At 40.9% G+C, this 17,414-nt stretch carries 17 protein-coding genes and 1 pseudogene; 7 read left to right on the top strand and 11 right to left on the bottom strand.

Annotation, left to right across the window (positions count from 1 at the left end):
* Positions 1-275, top strand: a pseudogene (locus tag DCO56_RS14700) (Rpn family recombination-promoting nuclease/putative transposase); the annotation flags it as partial.
* A 383-nt stretch (positions 276-658) separates the two neighbouring features.
* On the opposite strand, the gene DCO56_RS14695 reads toward DCO56_RS14700, so the two are convergent.
* The 8 genes from DCO56_RS14695 to DCO56_RS14665 all read right to left on the bottom strand — a co-directional run bounded on the left by DCO56_RS14695 (position 659) and on the right by DCO56_RS14665 (position 5,463).
* Complete coding sequence (locus DCO56_RS14695) at positions 659-1,756, bottom strand: serine hydrolase domain-containing protein (protein WP_108634512.1); 1,098 nt, start codon at positions 1,754-1,756, stop codon at positions 659-661.
* 211 nt (positions 1,757-1,967) lie between these two features.
* Positions 1,968-2,420 (bottom strand): SMI1/KNR4 family protein, encoded by a 453-nt coding sequence (locus tag DCO56_RS14690; RefSeq protein WP_108634511.1) that lies wholly within the window; start codon positions 2,418-2,420, stop codon positions 1,968-1,970.
* 381 nt (positions 2,421-2,801) lie between these two features.
* Positions 2,802-3,086, bottom strand: a complete 285-nt coding sequence (locus tag DCO56_RS14685; protein WP_108634510.1) for a hypothetical protein — start codon at positions 3,084-3,086, stop codon at positions 2,802-2,804.
* A 233-nt stretch (positions 3,087-3,319) separates the two neighbouring features.
* Complete coding sequence (locus DCO56_RS14680) at positions 3,320-3,673, bottom strand: hypothetical protein (RefSeq protein WP_108634509.1); 354 nt, start codon at positions 3,671-3,673, stop codon at positions 3,320-3,322.
* Positions 3,674-3,740: 67 nt separating this feature from the next.
* Complete coding sequence (locus tag DCO56_RS14675; protein ID WP_108634508.1) at positions 3,741-4,148, bottom strand: GNAT family N-acetyltransferase; 408 nt, start codon at positions 4,146-4,148, stop codon at positions 3,741-3,743.
* Positions 4,149-4,230: 82 nt separating this feature from the next.
* Entirely contained in the window at positions 4,231-4,743 is a 513-nt protein-coding gene (locus tag DCO56_RS14670) for a GNAT family N-acetyltransferase (RefSeq protein WP_108634507.1), read from the bottom strand.
* 319 nt (positions 4,744-5,062) lie between these two features.
* The gene (locus tag DCO56_RS29880; protein WP_281259384.1) at positions 5,063-5,188 is read right to left on the bottom strand and encodes a hypothetical protein; all 126 of its coding nucleotides are present in this window, start codon (positions 5,186-5,188) and stop codon (positions 5,063-5,065) included.
* A gap of 71 nt (positions 5,189-5,259) precedes the next feature.
* A complete protein-coding gene (locus DCO56_RS14665; RefSeq protein ID WP_108634506.1) occupies positions 5,260-5,463 on the bottom strand; it encodes a helix-turn-helix transcriptional regulator in 204 nt (67 codons plus the stop codon).
* 909 nt (positions 5,464-6,372) lie between these two features.
* Here DCO56_RS14665 and DCO56_RS14660 point away from each other — a divergent pair.
* The 3 genes from DCO56_RS14660 to DCO56_RS14650 are packed head-to-tail and all read left to right on the top strand — an operon-like array spanning position 6,373 to position 12,382.
* Positions 6,373-9,741 (top strand): SusC/RagA family TonB-linked outer membrane protein, encoded by a 3,369-nt coding sequence (locus tag DCO56_RS14660; RefSeq protein ID WP_181390560.1) that lies wholly within the window; start codon positions 6,373-6,375, stop codon positions 9,739-9,741.
* Between the two features lie 11 nt (positions 9,742-9,752).
* On the top strand, positions 9,753-11,111 hold the full coding sequence (locus DCO56_RS14655) for a RagB/SusD family nutrient uptake outer membrane protein (RefSeq protein ID WP_108634504.1): 1,359 nt from the start codon (positions 9,753-9,755) through the stop codon (positions 11,109-11,111).
* A 2-nt stretch (positions 11,112-11,113) separates the two neighbouring features.
* A complete protein-coding gene (locus tag DCO56_RS14650) occupies positions 11,114-12,382 on the top strand; it encodes a TlpA family protein disulfide reductase (RefSeq protein WP_108634503.1) in 1,269 nt (422 codons plus the stop codon).
* 63 nt (positions 12,383-12,445) lie between these two features.
* Here DCO56_RS14650 and DCO56_RS14645 read toward each other — a convergent pair whose 3' ends face one another.
* The gene (locus DCO56_RS14645; protein ID WP_108634502.1) at positions 12,446-12,670 is read right to left on the bottom strand and encodes a hypothetical protein; all 225 of its coding nucleotides are present in this window, start codon (positions 12,668-12,670) and stop codon (positions 12,446-12,448) included.
* 116 nt (positions 12,671-12,786) lie between these two features.
* Here DCO56_RS14645 and DCO56_RS29080 point away from each other — a divergent pair, with 116 nt between their 5' ends.
* Positions 12,787-13,071, top strand: a complete 285-nt coding sequence (locus DCO56_RS29080; protein ID WP_146191072.1) for a hypothetical protein — start codon at positions 12,787-12,789, stop codon at positions 13,069-13,071.
* Positions 13,072-13,240: 169 nt separating this feature from the next.
* Here DCO56_RS29080 and DCO56_RS14635 read toward each other — a convergent pair whose 3' ends face one another.
* Positions 13,241-14,230 (bottom strand): helix-turn-helix transcriptional regulator, encoded by a 990-nt coding sequence (locus DCO56_RS14635; protein ID WP_108634500.1) that lies wholly within the window; start codon positions 14,228-14,230, stop codon positions 13,241-13,243.
* Between the two features lie 73 nt (positions 14,231-14,303).
* Entirely contained in the window at positions 14,304-14,681 is a 378-nt protein-coding gene (locus tag DCO56_RS14630) for a hypothetical protein (RefSeq protein WP_108634499.1), read from the bottom strand.
* Between the two features lie 347 nt (positions 14,682-15,028).
* Between DCO56_RS14630 and DCO56_RS14625 the strand changes: the two genes are divergently transcribed.
* Both DCO56_RS14625 and DCO56_RS14620 read left to right on the top strand, forming a co-directional pair.
* Entirely contained in the window at positions 15,029-16,141 is a 1,113-nt protein-coding gene (locus DCO56_RS14625; protein WP_108634498.1) for a hypothetical protein, read from the top strand.
* A 71-nt stretch (positions 16,142-16,212) separates the two neighbouring features.
* Positions 16,213-16,638 (top strand): helix-turn-helix domain-containing protein, encoded by a 426-nt coding sequence (locus DCO56_RS14620; RefSeq protein ID WP_108634497.1) that lies wholly within the window; start codon positions 16,213-16,215, stop codon positions 16,636-16,638.
* The last annotated feature ends 776 nt before the right edge of the window (positions 16,639-17,414 follow it).

Here is a 17,414-nt window from a genome sequence, read left to right as displayed (position 1 = left end):
AGGAGGATCAGGCTATGTATGACATCAGTTTAAAGCGCAAATGGGATGCAGAGGTTGTTCGTCAATGGCAGATTGAGGAGCAAGAACGTAAAATTGCAGAAGGCATGGAGAAGGGGTTGGCAGAAGGCATGGAGAAAGGAATGGAGAAGGGATTGGCAGAAGGGGAGCGTAAGAAATCTATTGAGGTTGCTCGGGAATTGAAAAAGGAGGGAGCTGCATTAGAATTGATTATACGCTGTACCAAACTTACCGCCGAAGAGATCGAGAAGCTCTAGATAGAGGGGAGTGTAAAGCAGCCTTTTCCTTTTTAAAGGATTTTCACCAGTTTTAAGAAATTTGACAGACAATAAAGATAGAAATATTGCAAATCAAATTCTATCCATGGCCGAATAATACTGCCGCTAACAAGGTATTGCCAAAAGCGGGGCTGAACGGTTTCGATTGGGTATTTGTACAATGTTCAACATTCGTTCTTCGATTTAACTTTGTGCTAAAAACTATATCGAGTAATGAAGACATATTTGAACTGATCAAGTATGATTCAATCTATCATATTTCTTCATAGTGCAAAACCTGCGGAAAAGGATCATAATAGTCGTGCAGTAAGCCTTTCCATATCTGGTCCAGCGAAGGTAATGAAAAAATAGATTCAATACTGCTACTTTTTGATCAATAATTTTTGAAATTCCTTTCCGATAAATGGATTCACGATATGTTGAAATCCTTTTTGTAAGGTAAAAACAGTTATAGTTGCATTGGATTCTGGTGAATAAATAACATCTGTGCCCCACCAACCACCATGGTAATAAGCGTTGAATCCCATATCAAAATGATAAAGTCCTAAACAGTATTTAGATTGATCCGAAGGCAATACATAGGTATGCATCGCTTCCAATAGTTGCTCATTTTGGATAATCTTCCCTTCAAACAGATATTGGAAAAACAGCGCAGATTCTTTTGCTGTCGTAGCAATTCCACCGCCACCGTACAGATCCCATGACGGATCAATATCATATGAGTCCCATTTATACTTGTCTGCGTATTGATGCGCAAGCGGCATCGTGTTTGAGGGATATTTTTCTAAATCAATAAACCATGTCTTTGTCAGATTTAATTCTTGGTATTTTAGTAAATCCCTTATCGCTGTATAAAATGGCTGATGCGTTTTTTGTTCAATAATTTCGGTTAAGAGCAAATAATTTATATCTCCATAACTAAATTTTTGACCGACAGCCTTGGGAGAACCGATTTCAATCGATCTCTCGATCTGTTCCTCTTTTTTCCATTTATAGGTAGGATGTAAACTGACAAATTCAAAATAGGCTTCATCGACATAATCCTGTATTCCGGATGTATGCGACAATAAATGCTTTACTGTAATTGCATCCAAATCATAACCATCTCCTTCGAACAGTCGACGTGTTTTGTCCGTCAATAATTTTTTAATCGGTTGATCAATAGTAATTTTTCTTTTTTCAACAAGCCTCAGTACTGCAGCAGCTACATAAGGCTTAGTATTACTCGCAATCAAAACAGGCTGTTGATAATCCAGCGGTTTGTTTGTTTTGGTATCTGCGATACCTTTTGCGTAGCTCCAGGAAATATTACGTTTCGGGGCTTCAACATGGACAATGACTCCGATGGCATCCCTATTTTTATCATATATTGAATCTACAGTATTTTTGAAAACGGTCAGTAACTGAGCGAAACCTATAAAAGGAATACAATAAGTAGTTAATAATAGTATTTTTTTCATTTGTGCTTTTGCATTAAAATAGCAGTCTCTGTAAAGGAGTTATTCGGTTTTATCTATTCAAGATTGAATAGATAGTTGTGTCTATAAATTTCCTGGACAAACTGGTCTTGCTAAGAGTCTAACTTCTTTGTTCTTCTAAAAGATTATGAAGAACCTGGATTTAAAATAAAAACTCGGTTTTACAGGGAGTCAATTTGATTATTATAAAAAATTATTCAGTCGGAGGCGGAGTTGTCTCTAACATTTTTAAAAAATCAGTAAATGTTTCGCAAATAAAATAAGTATTCAATTCATCTGATGATTGAGAAAAAAAGTAAGAATGATCATAATACCAAATACCATTATTTTCTCCATCATTAACTAAAAGAATCCAGCCACTTCCTGCATCAGAACCTATTAGAAGAGAATTATCAGGAATATCATCTCCATATTCCTTATTTTGATACATTAAATCAACACCACCACGTTCAGATTTTGCAGGATAAAATCCGCCCATTAATATTTTTTGTTTCAAATCCTTTACATAGAAAACTCCATCGACAATGTCTGCTCCATCAGAGGAGAGCAAAAAATCTTTATAATCCTCAGGAAGTTTTATACTAAAACTTTCTTCCAATTTTTGTATATCCTGTATACTTCCGTCACCGTAACTTACTATTTTCATTTGTCAAATTTATAGGGATATAAAAACTCTTCTTCTATTTTTGTGCGATAAGAATCTTTCGTTGGATAAACTATTTGGTTTTAATAGTTTCTAAGAATTCTTGGTTGATATTTAGTTTATTTAAAATTTCTCCCATAGTATAAATATCATAATATTTTTCATGAAAGAGCTATAGGGTAGGTATCTATTTTGAGATATCTGTATTTGCCATGGTTGTTATGCGGATGGCGGTCATATTCTAATGCCAAATATTCGATTGTCCCTTCTGATTTTGTATAGTCAGATTTTTCTTTTGTGTTAGTTTAACTATATATAGCCCAGCTGCTATAGTTATAATTGCGGCAATAATAAGTTTGCTAAGTTGCATGTCAAGAGTGATCGTTAATTCTCCTTAGCTTTTTTCATAACGTAGATAATACCAGAAGTTCCGCCTGAGCCATTATAGTTATCGGTTAAATCGAAAGTATTGACTAATTCAAATCCAATCTTCGACATATAATTCAATACGGCGGCATAAGATTTTTTATTGGTCAATATTTCGGACAGCTTTTCGCCATCCGCGATCTGCTCATCCGAATCACCTAGATCAACTTTCACCTTTAGTTTTTTTGACAGGAATTTTCCTTCTACTCGTATATACGCATAAGAATAACTATTTTGTATCATAGCTACAGCGTTAATAGGATAATGTGCTGAACTACTATTTAGACAACAGACGGTAAGAAAAGTGATTAAAAGTAATTTATACATAAACGATTTTTTTATTAGGTTATAATGTAAATTTATGACATACGAAGTAAGTCATAAAATTTGATAAATATTTGTGTGTCTGCAACTTTCAGCTCGTACAATTGATAATCAATATAATTTACTTACCCGTCCATAATTTAAGATTTGGATCACTCTTGCAAAAAATCTTTCAGCTCTTCTTTCAGCTGAAGGTAATGTTTCATTTTTTGTTCTCTGATTTCTTGTTCGGTGAGAGCCTTACTTTTTGAGGTAGGTTCATCAAACTCGCCATCGATTACTTCTATCGATATCTTATCACCGTGATTGAGTTGTTCACCTAGCCAACTGAAATGCATATCCAAATCACTATCCAATCCGCCAATTTGCATATATAATCCTCCACTGTCATTTTCTCGATGTACAGAGCCTATAATACAATTCACCACGTAGTTCTCTTTTGATATACCTGCTCTTGTTACTTTGTTCCCGTTCAAGGATACTTCAAAGCCATAGCTCTTTTCCATATTCAATTAGTGTATAGTTGATCCAATCAATATTTAAAATTTACATTTAATGCCCTACAATTCAGCTTTAATGGTCACCACCGGAATAGATCCACATTGGCTCTGTTTGTCCTGCTCTTTCAAAGCCGTTCTTTTTATAAAAGTCGATAGCATCTCCATCAGCAGTGAGCATCTGCATATGAAAACCCTTATAAATCTCTTGCATTCTATCCATAATCAGACGACCAACCCCTTTGCCTTGATAGGAGGGTAGCACTAGTAGATGCGGATAATATACCACCAGATATCCATCGGAAATGGCATTCCCGAGGCCTACTAATGTTGTACCATCCCATGCAGTAACTAAAGAATGCGAATTTAAGAGTGCTTTTATCAGTAATTCTGGTTTTTCGGCTGCACTCCATTTATTAGCTTGATATAGTTGTAGAATGTCATCCGCGTTCAAATCTCTATTTACACTAAGGGTTATGTTCATATCTTATTCTTTAGTTTCCTCTTTTACCTTTCTTTACATTTATAATTCCTCTAACTGTAATTCAAGTCATGTGGAGCCAAAACTAGTTTGTGCTCAATAACTTCCAATAGATCATTCCTTGATACTCTTTAACTACATTGAAATTTAGAAAAGTTAATACTTTTTGTGAAGCGAAATTCTCTTCTGAACAATTGGCTGTAATCGCTTTAACTCCTACTTGTTTAAATGCCCATTCTATTAACCCTAAGGCAGCCTCTTTTGCATATCCTTTTTTAGTTTCGGTCTGAACAATGCCATATCCAAGATCAACCTCACCATATTCATTAGGAGCACCTTTAAATCCAATATCTCCCATTAATATATTTGTATTTTTATGAATAACCATCCATGATTCAAATCCGGTAGGCGATTGTACTTTGTTTAAATTATTTATAATTCTTGGCAATGTATCCAAAGTTTCCAGATCTGGCCAATCTCTAGTAGGCATAATACCTAAATCTGTAAGACGTGAAGTCGAACTTGATAATGCTTCCTCACAAATCTGTATTGTAAACGGTAATAATTTTAATCTATCTGTCTGAATTTCAAGTGGCATACTGATAAGTTTATAAATTCATTTAATCTGTCTGGCCGGACTTCTTAATTTACAGGAATCTAATTCAATTTGAGAATATACTCCTCTCCGGTATTGATTTGTAAATCAGGATATTTAAGATTGGTAACATATCCGATTTCTTTGCTTGGAGAAAGTTAAAACTTTGTATTCACTTCTTTTTTAGCTTCTAGCCGAAATCAATATTAATAGGCTTTTCAGGCATAAAATCCTTTAGGCTACACTCTAATCCCGTTGCCAGTTTGTTTAACTGATCGTAGGTGTACATACTCGGAGAGTTTTCTATTTCAATCTGGCCTACCTATCCTGAAGTTACTCCGAGCATTTTAGCAAGTTTCGCTTGACTTACTTTTTTTTTATTCCTTATCTCTCTAACCAATTTAACGATTTCCCATTCAATTTTGGTTTTTGGTATTTTTTCTGGCATAAATTTTAGAATTATTTGCGTAGCTATGCATTAATGTCTTTCTGCGAACTATAGTAAATAGGACTAAATAGTTATGGCTTTGTTGGATACAGCAGCTCACGAATATCTGTATCAAGTAGTTTCGCAATTTTGTACAACTCAGTAAGAGGAGGCTGCCGATGATTATTAACCCACCTTGAGACAGTTTCCTCAGTTTTTTTAATTTTTTCAGCTAGTTCTCTATTCGTTATCTTCTTTATTTCGAGAACTTCAGCCAATCTGTTAATTTTAATCATATATTTTTCTTACAAAAAGTTTGACTTTTTACGTCAAACTATTATCTTTGTGAATGTAATAGCGAATTTTATATAACAACATTGTTGTATTAAAACGAGTCTCTCTATTTGGGAATAAATCCGGCTTAAAATAAATACCCTAGAGAGTGCACGTGGATCGTCTATTATTACTGGAAATGTTTATCTTTACAAGCATATCCAGTAAGACGGTCCTTGCGTTTGTACTTCTGTAGGGTAAGGTAGTGGGCAACTGCTATCTGAATGGTTTTACTCCATTAAGCCGGATTTTCCAACTAATTACAGGAGGAGCAAGGGCCGACACTGCTGGTGTCGTTCTTGAAAAAAGACTCGTTCACATAAAAACCGAAAACGATTATGAGAACGAAAAGAACAAACACCATCCATCACACGCACTCGATCAGAGATCGCTTGTCGAGGTATTCCCGCAAATCACTTTTAAAGAACATATTCCGCGCGCCCGAATAGATTGCGCTTAATCAAAAACAGGCTGTAAAGAGCATAGAAAAGGAGAGGAGTTAACTTTCCTTACAAATGAAAAGGCGGCTGAACCTAGTTCAGTTTAATTTCCATCTTTATATCCCTGTCACCGACCTATACATTTAAATGATTGCATAAAAAGGTAATATTGGCCAATGTTGCAGCTTGTTTTAATCTTGCACCTTAAAATTAAGCAAAGTTTTATTGAATCCAAACTTTTTACCATTACTTTTTATTGTAATACAATAGTATGCTATGGGTCGGTTCTTCTTTATTTCCGGTAGGAAGCGCCATAATTATTCCTAATCAATGCCTAGTAACCGTTTTGACGGCGCTTTTCGGATAAGCTAATTCTTTATTGTTGGATCAGCACTAGCCATAGTTATGGCCTTTGCACAACACATTTTTAACATGCAAAAATTTTGCAACGGGGAGCGTATTGCCTATTTGTTGGGAGCTGTCAGTAAACAGGCTCTTAATATTTTAAATGATTTTATTTGCCTTTCAAAGGCATTAAAGAATATAAAGGCTTCATTATTTGTGGTCTTTATGTTTTCTATGTTTAGTTTATCGGCTCAGACGCCCCGCAAGGACAGCGGGGCCAATGGGTCTTTAACGGTATCTGGTACAGTGGTTTCGGTACTGGATGGTAAACCGATACAGGGCGTATCGGTTCGAATCGAAGATGAAAAGGGGAGAGCATCCACCAAAAGTGATGGCTCTTTCTCAGTACCCGTATTAGCTTCTAAAGGAAGCGTCGAGTTTAGCCATGTCGGTTATAAGCCCTTAGCGATGCCATATTCTGTTGGTGTATCATTATCAGTAAAATTGATGCCATTGGAGAATCAACTGGAAGAAGTGGAGGTCGTTTCCACGGGCTATCAGAAGATCCCCAAGGAAAGGGCAACGGGAAGCTTTGAGTTCGTGGACAATAAACTATTCAACCGGAAGGTATCCACGGATTTTGTGAGCCGTCTGGAGGATGTGGTGCCGAGTATATCGAGTTCAAAGATGTTCAGTGACAACCGTGGCGATCTTTTAAATGTAAATGTACGCGGCGTAAGTACGCTGGGAAGCAATATCTGGCCGCTGATTGTAGTGGATGGGATACCTTATGAGGGCAAATTAGCTGAATATGGTCTGGGTAATTTCAATAACATCAATCCCAATGACATTGAAAATATATCCGTATTGAAGGATGCCGCATCGGCAAGTATATGGGGAGCGCAGTCTGGTAATGGTGTTATTGTGATCACCACAAAAAAAGGGAAGTTTAATGAAAAAACCCAGGTATCGTTCAATACAAACTTTACGATTAAAGACAAACCCGATCTATACTACTATCAGCAGATGAATACATCCGATTACATTGATGCCCAGAAAATTTTATTTGATAAAGGAAAATACAAGTCGGTTTTTACAAAATATAATTCAAACCCGGAGCCTGTCCTATGGCTTTTCAAAGACCAGCAGGACGGAAAAATCAGCCGGCAGCAGCTGGATACCGAACTGAATAAACTCCGCCAGCTTGATATCCGGGATGACTTTATGAAGTATATCTATCGCAAAGGATTAAACCAACAATATAATGTGCAGATCAAAAGCGGAGGGGCAAGGGTGAATACATTGTTTTCAGCAGGATACGACAACAATAGAAATAACGTTGTACGTACCTCCTACGAGCGTTTGGTGCTGAAATCTGTTTCCCAGTATGAGCCTGCCAAAAATTTACTGCTTGACCTTGGGATCACCTACACGGACTCGAAAGCTAAGGAACCTTTTGACCCCATTGAATTTCAATATTTTGGAAATGGGCCGGGGAATTATCCTTATTTAAAATTAGCCGATGAAAACGGCGCACCCAAGACAATCAACTTCAGCGGTAAGAATAGGAGTTATATTGATACTGTCGCTGGTGGTCGGCTGATGGATTGGATGTATACACCACTGAATGAGCTGGATGCCTCCAGGGAAACGCAAAAAGTTCAGGAAGTTGTAGCCAACATATCGGCAAATTATTCGTTTGATTTTGGAGTGCGTTTAAGTGCACTCTATTCCTTCCAGCGTACAAATAATCCCATCGAGGACTGGCGCGGTATCGGCTCGTATGTGATGCGCAATGAGCTCAATTATTACGCCAGCTGGAATCCGACAAAGGTTACCTGGGCATTGCCGGTCGGGGATTACATGCTTACATTTTTAAACAATGGTAAAATACATCACGGCCGACTGAATGCGGAGTATTCAAAACAATGGGATGAAAAACACCAACTGAACTTGTTAATGGGGTATGAAATGAGACAGTTAAGAAAAGAAATGCGGGTGTCGCAGTATTATGGCTTCGATCCCCAGACCGGTAGTTTCCAGTCTGTGCAATATGGGCGATCTGTCCCTGTTCTCAATGGGAAACAGGGGACTAATAACCTGATCGACAGAAATAGATATGAGGCCACTTCAAACCGGTTTGTCTCCTATTATACCAATGCTTCCTATAGTTATCGGGACCGCTATATCGTCAGTGGGAGCTTTCGAAAGGATGCTTCCAATTTATTTGGTGTAAGATCAAATGACCGTGGGCAGCCGTTCTGGTCAGCTGGCTTGGCCTGGGTCCTGAGCAGCGAAAGGTTCTGGAAATATACCCCGGTACAATTTTTAAAGTTAAGGGGCACATATGGATATAACGGGAATGTCAATAATACGGTATCCGCCTACCCGGTTATCAATATCATAAGTGATACACATTATATCACCGGGCAGAACTATGCCATGATGAACAGGCCGCCAAATCCTTCACTAAAATGGGAACGTGTCGGGAACTTGAATTTTGGACTGGACTTTAATATCCTGGGCAATCGGGTCAATGGGAGTATTGAGTATTATAGTAAATACAGTAAGGACCTGATCTCAAATGCTCCCGTGGATCCAACCACAGGATTTACTTCTTTGAGTATCAACTATGCAAACCTAAAAGGCAAGGGCTGGGATATTTCCGTTCATAATATCCCTGTTCGGACAAAGGACTGGCAATGGGACAATAACCTTGTTTTTTCCTACAATAGGACCAAGGTTGTCAAAGCATATACGAACCCGTCGGATATATCCTTTTTGTATATGTCAGGTGCCGGTGGGCAGATCACTACACCGTTTAAAGGAATGGATCTATATAGCCTGCTGACCTATAAATGGGCGGGACTGGATCCGGCGGACGGCTCGCCTCGGGCATATCTGAACGGTGCTGTGTCAAACGATTACGTTGGTATTATTGCCCAGAGCGTGTCGGAACTTGAAAATCATGGCTCGGTCAGACCACTGTACTTTGGGAGTTTGAGAAACTCGGTGAGATGGCGGAATCTGGAATTGTCAGCCAATGTAAGTTACAGTCTGGGACATGTGTTTTTGCGGAAAAGTTTTAATAATGACGATTTTATAAACAGTTATATAGGCTATGCAGATTATGCAGATAGATGGCAGCAGCCGGGTGATGAACGGACGACCGATGTCCCTGCATTTGTATATCCCAATAAGTCCAGTGCGAGCAATGTCTATAGAAGGTCTTCTGTGCTGGTGGGGAATGCCGGTCAGATAAAACTCCGCGATATTCAAGTCAGCTATCAGATGGGCTGGCCGGAGCGCTTTGGCTTTAAAGATTGCCGTCTATATGCCTATGTACAGAATATCTGTACGATCTGGCGGGCAAACAGATACGGCATCGATACCGAATATGGTGTTTCGATCCCCGATCCACGTACGTACGCTCTGGGCCTAAACTTTAACCTTTAATTCTTAAAAAAATGAAGAAGTTTTTTATTTACATGGTCATCTGTGCATGCTGTACTTTGACAGCCTGTCAAAACTTTTTGGATGAAAAGCCCGATATCAAACTGGTTGTACCACGAAGCCTGAACGATGCAGAACTATTATTGAATGATTATTCAACAATGAATACGAACTATCCCCAATACGGCGAACTGGGATCTGATGATTATTTTTTAACCGGTGACCTCTGGGAATCTGCATCGGATATCGACGAACGAAACACGTATATCTGGGCGGATCTTCCCTATGAGGATGCCACACAATGGCGAGGGCCATACAAAGCTGTAAATAATGCCAATCAGGTTTTGGAAGTATTAGCGGGTCTAAACGCGTCGGATGATCCGGGTCGGTATGCAAGGTTATGGGGGGAAGCCCACTTTTTTCGGGCTTTTGCTTTTCATCAACTGGCAGGTACTTTTTGTAGCGCTTATCAAAATTCAACTGCTGGATCGGAGTATGGTATTCCCCTGCGCCTGACCCCGGGAATTGACAGACAATCATTACGTGGGACCCTGGAGGATACCTATCGGCAGATTATCCTGGGTTATCAGGCGGCAGTTTCAAATCTTCCCGTAGAAAATCCCTATCTGGGAAAGCCTGCTCTGAGATCAGCCTATGCCGGCCTGAGTAGAGCCTATCTGGATATGGGGGAGTTTGAAAAAGCATATTTATATGCTGATTCCTGCCTAAAAATATACCCCGACTTGATTGATTTCAATTCTTTGAGTAATTCCGTCGGACTTCCTTTTGCCCGTTTCAATAAGGAAGTGCTTTTTCCAGCTGTTAGCAAATCAACAGGTCTAATGAATGCTGATAGATCATATGTAGATTCAGTTTTGTACAAATTGTATGAAGCGGATGATCTACGAAAAACGCTGTTTTTTGAAGCGTCCAGCGAATTGCGAGACGCTTATCATTTTAAGGGGAGTTTTGATAATTCCAGTAACAATCTGTTTGTAGGTCTGAGTACCAGTGAAATTTATCTGGTAAAAGCTGAGTCAGCTGCGAGATTGAGAAAAATAGATGTAGCCCTGTCAACCATGAACAGCCTGCTGAAATCCAGATGGAAAACAGGGCGGTTCGTGAACTGGACCGAAAGGGATCCGGATAAATTACTGACAATGATTATTTTGGAGAGAAGGAAGGAACTGGTTTATCGGGGACGTCGCTGGTCCGATCTGAAGCGTCTCAATCTTGACCCTCGGTTTGCAGTGGTACTCACCCGTAAACTGGGTGATCAGTTCTATACATTGGATCCAAATAGTACCAAATATGCCTACCGTCTATCGGAGATGGTCGTTACACTCGGTGAAATCCCCCAAAATAAAAGATAAATATGATGATGATAAATTATAAAGCTATTACTGGATTCTTAGTGATCCTCTGCCTGTATTGTTCCTTTTCCTGTGCATGTACCTTTGCACAGGGAAGCGGTCCGGCCGATCCCGGTGCAAGACTGCATGTCGGCGATAAATTTGACGGCTTTAAAAATGTGAATTTCATGCGTGGTGATGCAAAAACACTGAATTGGAAAGATATGAAAGATAAAATCGTCATCTTGGATTTTTTTGACACCTTTTGTACGGTTTGCATTTCCTCAATGCCCCATATACAGGCGCTACAAAATCAGTTTTCCAAGCAAATTCAGATTATTAATGTGACCTGGCAGGACCAAAACACATTGCTAAAATTTTTTCGGGGCAATGAATTTTTAAAAGAAAAAAAGGTCAACTTACCTGTCATTTACAATGACAGGCAATTGCGTGGATACTTCCCTTATCAATCGGCACCACATGTTGTCATACTATACAAAGGAAAAGTACAGGCAATTACATTCCATCGATTGATCACAGCAGAAAACATCCATTTACTTCTCAAAAATGGAACTATTGACTTGCCGCTAAAAGATGATTTTGGTCAGGGGAACCTGGTAAAAAATAGGGGGAAATCAATGTTGGGGGTATGGTTGACAGGCTATCAAAATGGTGTAAATGCGCAAGGACTCAAATTTGAAAGAGACAGCATCACCTCAAATTATCGAGCTTCCCTGTATAACCGCTCCATTTATAGGGCGCTGTTGATGGCTTGGCGCAAGATAGAAAAACCGACAGCACTTCTCAGGAAAGAGCAGGTAATCTGGAAGGTAAGGGACTCAAGCGTATATGAAAATTACACCCAAGAAGCCGAAGCTTGGGACGTGAAATATGCGGTGAGCTACGAAAGAGTGGACAAAGTGGAGTATGCTGATTCTATTTATGGTCGATTGATATTAAATGACCTACAGACATTTTTGGGACTTAAATCATATTGGTCGCTCAAAAGGCAAAAATGTTTAATTTTGAAGGAATGCCCAGTCATCAAGTCGAACAGAAGTTTTGGGAATATGGTGCAATATGCGAACACGGATGTCTTCTGTAAATTCATGTCATTGAATGAAGATTTTCCATTGGTGTCCGATCAGAAACAAGCTGATATTCCCATGGATATCGGTACTTATGATACACTGGAAGAACTGAATGAACAGCTACGGCGGTACGGTTGTTTTTTGGAAGAGGGGTATGCTGATTTTCCTGCATTTGTGATCGAAGAAGTAGCACAGATATAATGAATTAAGGGTACGGAAGCAACCGTACCCTTTCACAATTGGCGATCGCCTATTTCCATTGTCCTAAGCTCTATCCTTAAGCTTTACATTAGCTGAAGGAGTTTGGGTATCTAAAGCATCCACCATTTCCGCATATAGCGCAGTCGTGATAATCGGCTTATTGTTACCGTCAGCATTCGCCTGAATAGCACAGATGCGTTCTGTACCAGGGCAGGTTGGCTGAGATCCTTGTAATGTATAGCTGTCGGGATGAGAAGCATTAGGGCCAGTTAATGAAAACCATGCCATATCGACCTCTGATCTTTTACTATAATCAACTTTAGTTTTATATCCGGTTACAACAGCGGACTAGTTACCGGCCGGATTCTAGCTGCGTTGGCCTGTCATCTGCTCCAACTGAAAACATGATGAATAGGTCTTTTGACTTTTTTCAAAATCGGCTTAATCGATACCGCCAACGCGGGAATACGGCAAACTTACGCCTGTACCGCCGTACGGTCAGACCTGTGCCGCAACAGCTATCCGGCAGGATCCACGGATCCCCCGCAGGGCAGGCGGCAGGCTCCTGCAGCTTTGCTGGATCGCCACACTTCGGATCGCTGTCCACAACGATCGGACGCATCATCGAGCCTCCGCCATTCCCCTGTCCTTTGCCATTTGTCTGTTGCTGCTGTTTGTGCATACTATAGTTATTTTAATTCACCCCATGCTGATATGATGATTGGACGCTAACATAAAATAAAACCCCTGATAATCCGTCGTATCATCTTATACCAAAGTTAAGGACTGAATCAAACGAAAAAGCTGTCCATTTTGATCCGAAAGACTGTCCAAAATGAATTTTTTGCATATCGATGCTCAGAGCAGGCTTTTTCTGTAAGCATCGGGAGTCATTCCCGTCTCACGCAGGAAATATTTGTGAAAGGAAGTCTCGTCCCTAAAACTACATAGTAGTGCCACTGCAATTATTTTTTCTCCAAGCTGCAAAAGGGCCTTGGCTTTTGCAAGCCGACATTGTTTGCAATAGTGGCTGATCGTGCAGCCGTAATGCAGGCGATGTAGCTTGTTGAGACGTGATTTGGAAAGGCAGAGCGCGTCAGCTATGCTGTCTATGCTGATACCGGTATCGCTGTCTCTGTAATGTTGTTCGATATTACTGCGTGCCAGATCGACCAGTAGTCGGCTTGCCTGATGGTGCTCGTATTCGATCTGTATTTTTCTGATGCTCAGTGCAAAGAGATCTTTCAAGGTCATGAGGATACTGAACGCCGAGCTTTCTTTGCCGAGTGACAATTTCTGCTGAAGCTCCAGGATCTTGTCGCGGGTATTTTTCTCTGCACGGAAATCCATGCTCGTGACCAGATGCTGATACACGGCCCGCCGTGCCTTGAGCACAGGCTGAAAAAAGGGATGGATATCGGCGTGCTGGCCAAACAGGATCTCGGGTTCGAAACAAAAACCATAGACCAGGTAACTGCCACTTTCAAGATGGACTGTATAGTCGGCAGGGGGCGCATACATGTAGACCGCGCGCTCAGGCTGCATGGAGTATTGTTGCTGCTGTCCATGCTGTTGTAAAATCATACCAGATTGTGCCTTAATCATATAGAAAAGTTGGATAAAGGGATGGTTGACTTTTACGCGCACCGTCAGGGGGCTGCTGATGTGCGCCTGTATACAATAGACCGTCCCCGTCAGGGTAGTTAAAATCTCTTGCTGTAGCCAGTCATCGCCGCTCTTCCAATGGCTGGAATGAGCGCCGGAGAGCTTGACAGATCCAGCACTGACCGGACCTGCGTGTCTGGTCAGTGCTGGAGAAAGATCCATAATCTCAAAATATAATTGCATAATAGGTTATATTGGTTATATGGGAATATTAGTGAAAGGGATCGGGTTCGGTCCAATATTTCGCTAAGGGTACCTACGGCAAATGATACCTGATATAAATGGATACGGGTAGCCAGGCTGTCCCTGCCTGACGTTGGGTGGGTGAATTCGGGTTGTGGTAAACGCGATCCTTGACATGTTCGCCTTCTCCGGGTTTGGCATCCTTCTGAAAAATAACGCTTTGTCCTGACTCCCAGGTATTGGCGATGCCTTCCGAAACCTCGCTCGCAAAAGCAGCGGACATATTTTGGATCTCCATTTGCTGACTCGGACTGAATTCAAAATTATCCAGTAAAAACAGCGGAAAGTTGCTCCGGACGGAATGAATGAGGGTAGCGCGTGCGCTTAAAGGCAACAGCAAAAACTTGTACTGAAACTGGCCTACACCGGCATTGTCAAATGTGCTTTTCATGTTTGTTTATTTGAGTGTAAATGATGTCCCATAACCCGTGTACCCGGGTCGTAAGGGAAGTATATTTATTTTATTATAATGTAAACTGCTGCTGCGACAGCTTATCGGCTGTACAAATTTAAAACAGATTTTTATCGCAAATCAAGCTGTATATGAGGTAAAATAGGTAATGTACCTGGTTGTGTACATTTTGTTTCAGTAAAAAATGAAATAACTTGTAAAATAGTTTATTCTAAATTTATTTTTAAGCTAAACATGCGTTATTATTATTTTTTAAGATACCGTTATATGCTGTTTTTTGTTAACTTAGGGCTGCTTTGTCATTAATTTTTTAACTTAACACGATTATGGGGAAGTTGATTAGCCTGTTTAACTGTTACTATTTTATCGGAATATTTATTTTTGCACTTATGGTTAATCTGGGCAGCGCCTGGCCTTACCCCATGTCACGGCTGGAAAGGGATCCCATTATGGTGGGCACCATAGCTGCGACAATCCCACTGACCGTATTATACCTGTATTTTATTGCCCTGATCAGCCACAGGCTGCAATCATCGGGAAATAGATTTGTCAAACAACGGAATGGAACTGGCCTCGTCTTCTTTGTCAGCTGTACGGCATTGCCCATTTGGCTGTGCCATCTGCTGGTACTTTACTTTACGTTTACGGCGGTTTCGGCGAAATCGCTGTTTTCTGCGGCTTACTTCGCAGCGGATTTTTGGTTTTTTGCCATCCCGCTGATTAGTTATTGCAGCTATCTGTATTTCTATCCCTTAAATGCGCTCTTTACATTTAAAAATAGCCGGGTGCTCGAAGAGGAGCAGCGTGTGCTCAGGAAGCAGATCGGTAGCCTGACTACAACTTGTGAAGATCTTTCTGCCGCCAAACGTCGGATGAGAAATGAAAAGGATGAACTGCTGAGAACAAAGGAAGTACTTTCAGCCAGATTGTCGGTGCTGGAATCAAGAGAAAGTGAGGTCTTGCAGCTATGGCGGCAGGAGCGCTCGGTGGATGTGCTCTTTACGTATTTCCAACAGGCTTATTTGCAGTATCCCCTAGATTTTGAGGGCGATCTCTGTATGTACCATATTGTTTTGGTACATAAATCCGCAGGTGTTTACTTTGTGATACTGGTCAATGGGATGAAAATGTTATTGAATGGAGAGGGGCAATTAAAGGTGCTGGCCAATCCATGGTTTGTCAATACAAGTCAAAACGTTCTTGTCAATATGCTTTTTTGTAAAAAAGAGCTCATCGGCATACCTAATAGACAGGGTAATAAGCTGCTGCAGCTGCGTCCGCCTTACCGTACATCTTTGGAAGAAGTTTATACCTGCTCCAAATTGGATGGCTGGCTGATATCGACGCGCCGGCTGAAAGATAATTTTATTGGTTTTTGGGACTATAACAACCTGCGTAAAATGGATGAATCTCGATTGCTGGAACGGTTCAACATTTAGTCGTAGGCAAAGAACGGATTTTTTAACATGCTGGACAGTAATCTGATAGGTGTAGCAATCATACCATCGATATGCGTTTCGGTGTCCGGTATAAAGATATTGCCATGTTACAGCTCATGGAAAAAATAAACGAATTGATGGAACAGCACCAACATTATATCCATACTTTATTGAAGCAAAATAGCCAGCTTATCGGCTTGGTCAATGACATACGGGACTGTATGGTCGCCGCGAATCCTGCTGACCTGACTTCCGATCCGCCGGACGGGCAGCAGCAGACCGTATATAAGGGATCTGATCCGGAGGCCTACCGCCCGGATGAATTGGTAACAATCAAGGAGGCTGCACATATGCTCCATATCTCGCGGTGGAAAGTGGACGATATGCGCAGCAGGGCTGAGCTGACTTCGCTGGAGAAAAATGGCCGGATACGGCTGATACGGCAGGAGGTCGAAGCGGCCATTAAATGGTATAGTGTGCCTAAGGGGAAAATATAAAATTTTGTGCGCGCTCCGGTTGCCGTAACCAACTGCGGGGGCAAAGAAATGTCAAAGAAATCAGGTTGGCGAGGTACCGGTAATTGCTGGCGGTATTTCAATCTGCCGAAACGCCGGAGGCTCCATGACACAGTATTTTATAAGTTGCGCCGTGGATGCCCGACAGTATAATGGCCCCATATATTTTGATCAGACAATAGGATCAAAAGTGCTTATTGTCATATGACAATAAGCACAGGAAAGATTGCAAAAGGATACTTGGAACCAGCCTATCACCCCTGTAATAATAATTGCCAATATCTTCGCAATAAATAGACGTGCTGCTTCCTGCAGCACGTCTTGTTTGGAATAACTGTACTTCCACTGCTTATACACAAAGGTTTTTGAGCGACGGTAGCCGCCTGTTGATATAAATCGGCCGGATACCGCTGGACGACAGCCGAAAGAACAGCTGTGACAACAGTGACCAGCCACAGCTCGATTATGTCGGACCGGAGCACAGGAGTGGCCCGTGATACCGTTTCAGTCCGGGATGGCTCTACACGGTCAAGCCGCTCTCTTTCATGGGGGTACTGTGCCATGCATGTACTACCTGTGCATGGCTTATGCGTATAAATGATCACGTTCTTTTGCTCCAGTCAGCTGTCCATCTCCATATGGTATAACATTGTCGGCTGCTATTTTCTCCTTGGACTGTGGTGCTATCGCAGGGGGCGGAGCATAAGCATCTCATTCCTGCTTTTGGACAGGGCCGCTAAAAACAACATTGTGGCCTT

It is taken from the genome of Sphingobacterium athyrii (assembly GCF_003071065.1).
GTDB classification, from domain to species: Bacteria; Bacteroidota; Bacteroidia; order Sphingobacteriales; family Sphingobacteriaceae; genus Sphingobacterium; species Sphingobacterium athyrii.
Note: the sequence above shows the minus strand (reverse complement) of the source record. Positions and strands in the feature narration are given on the sequence as shown.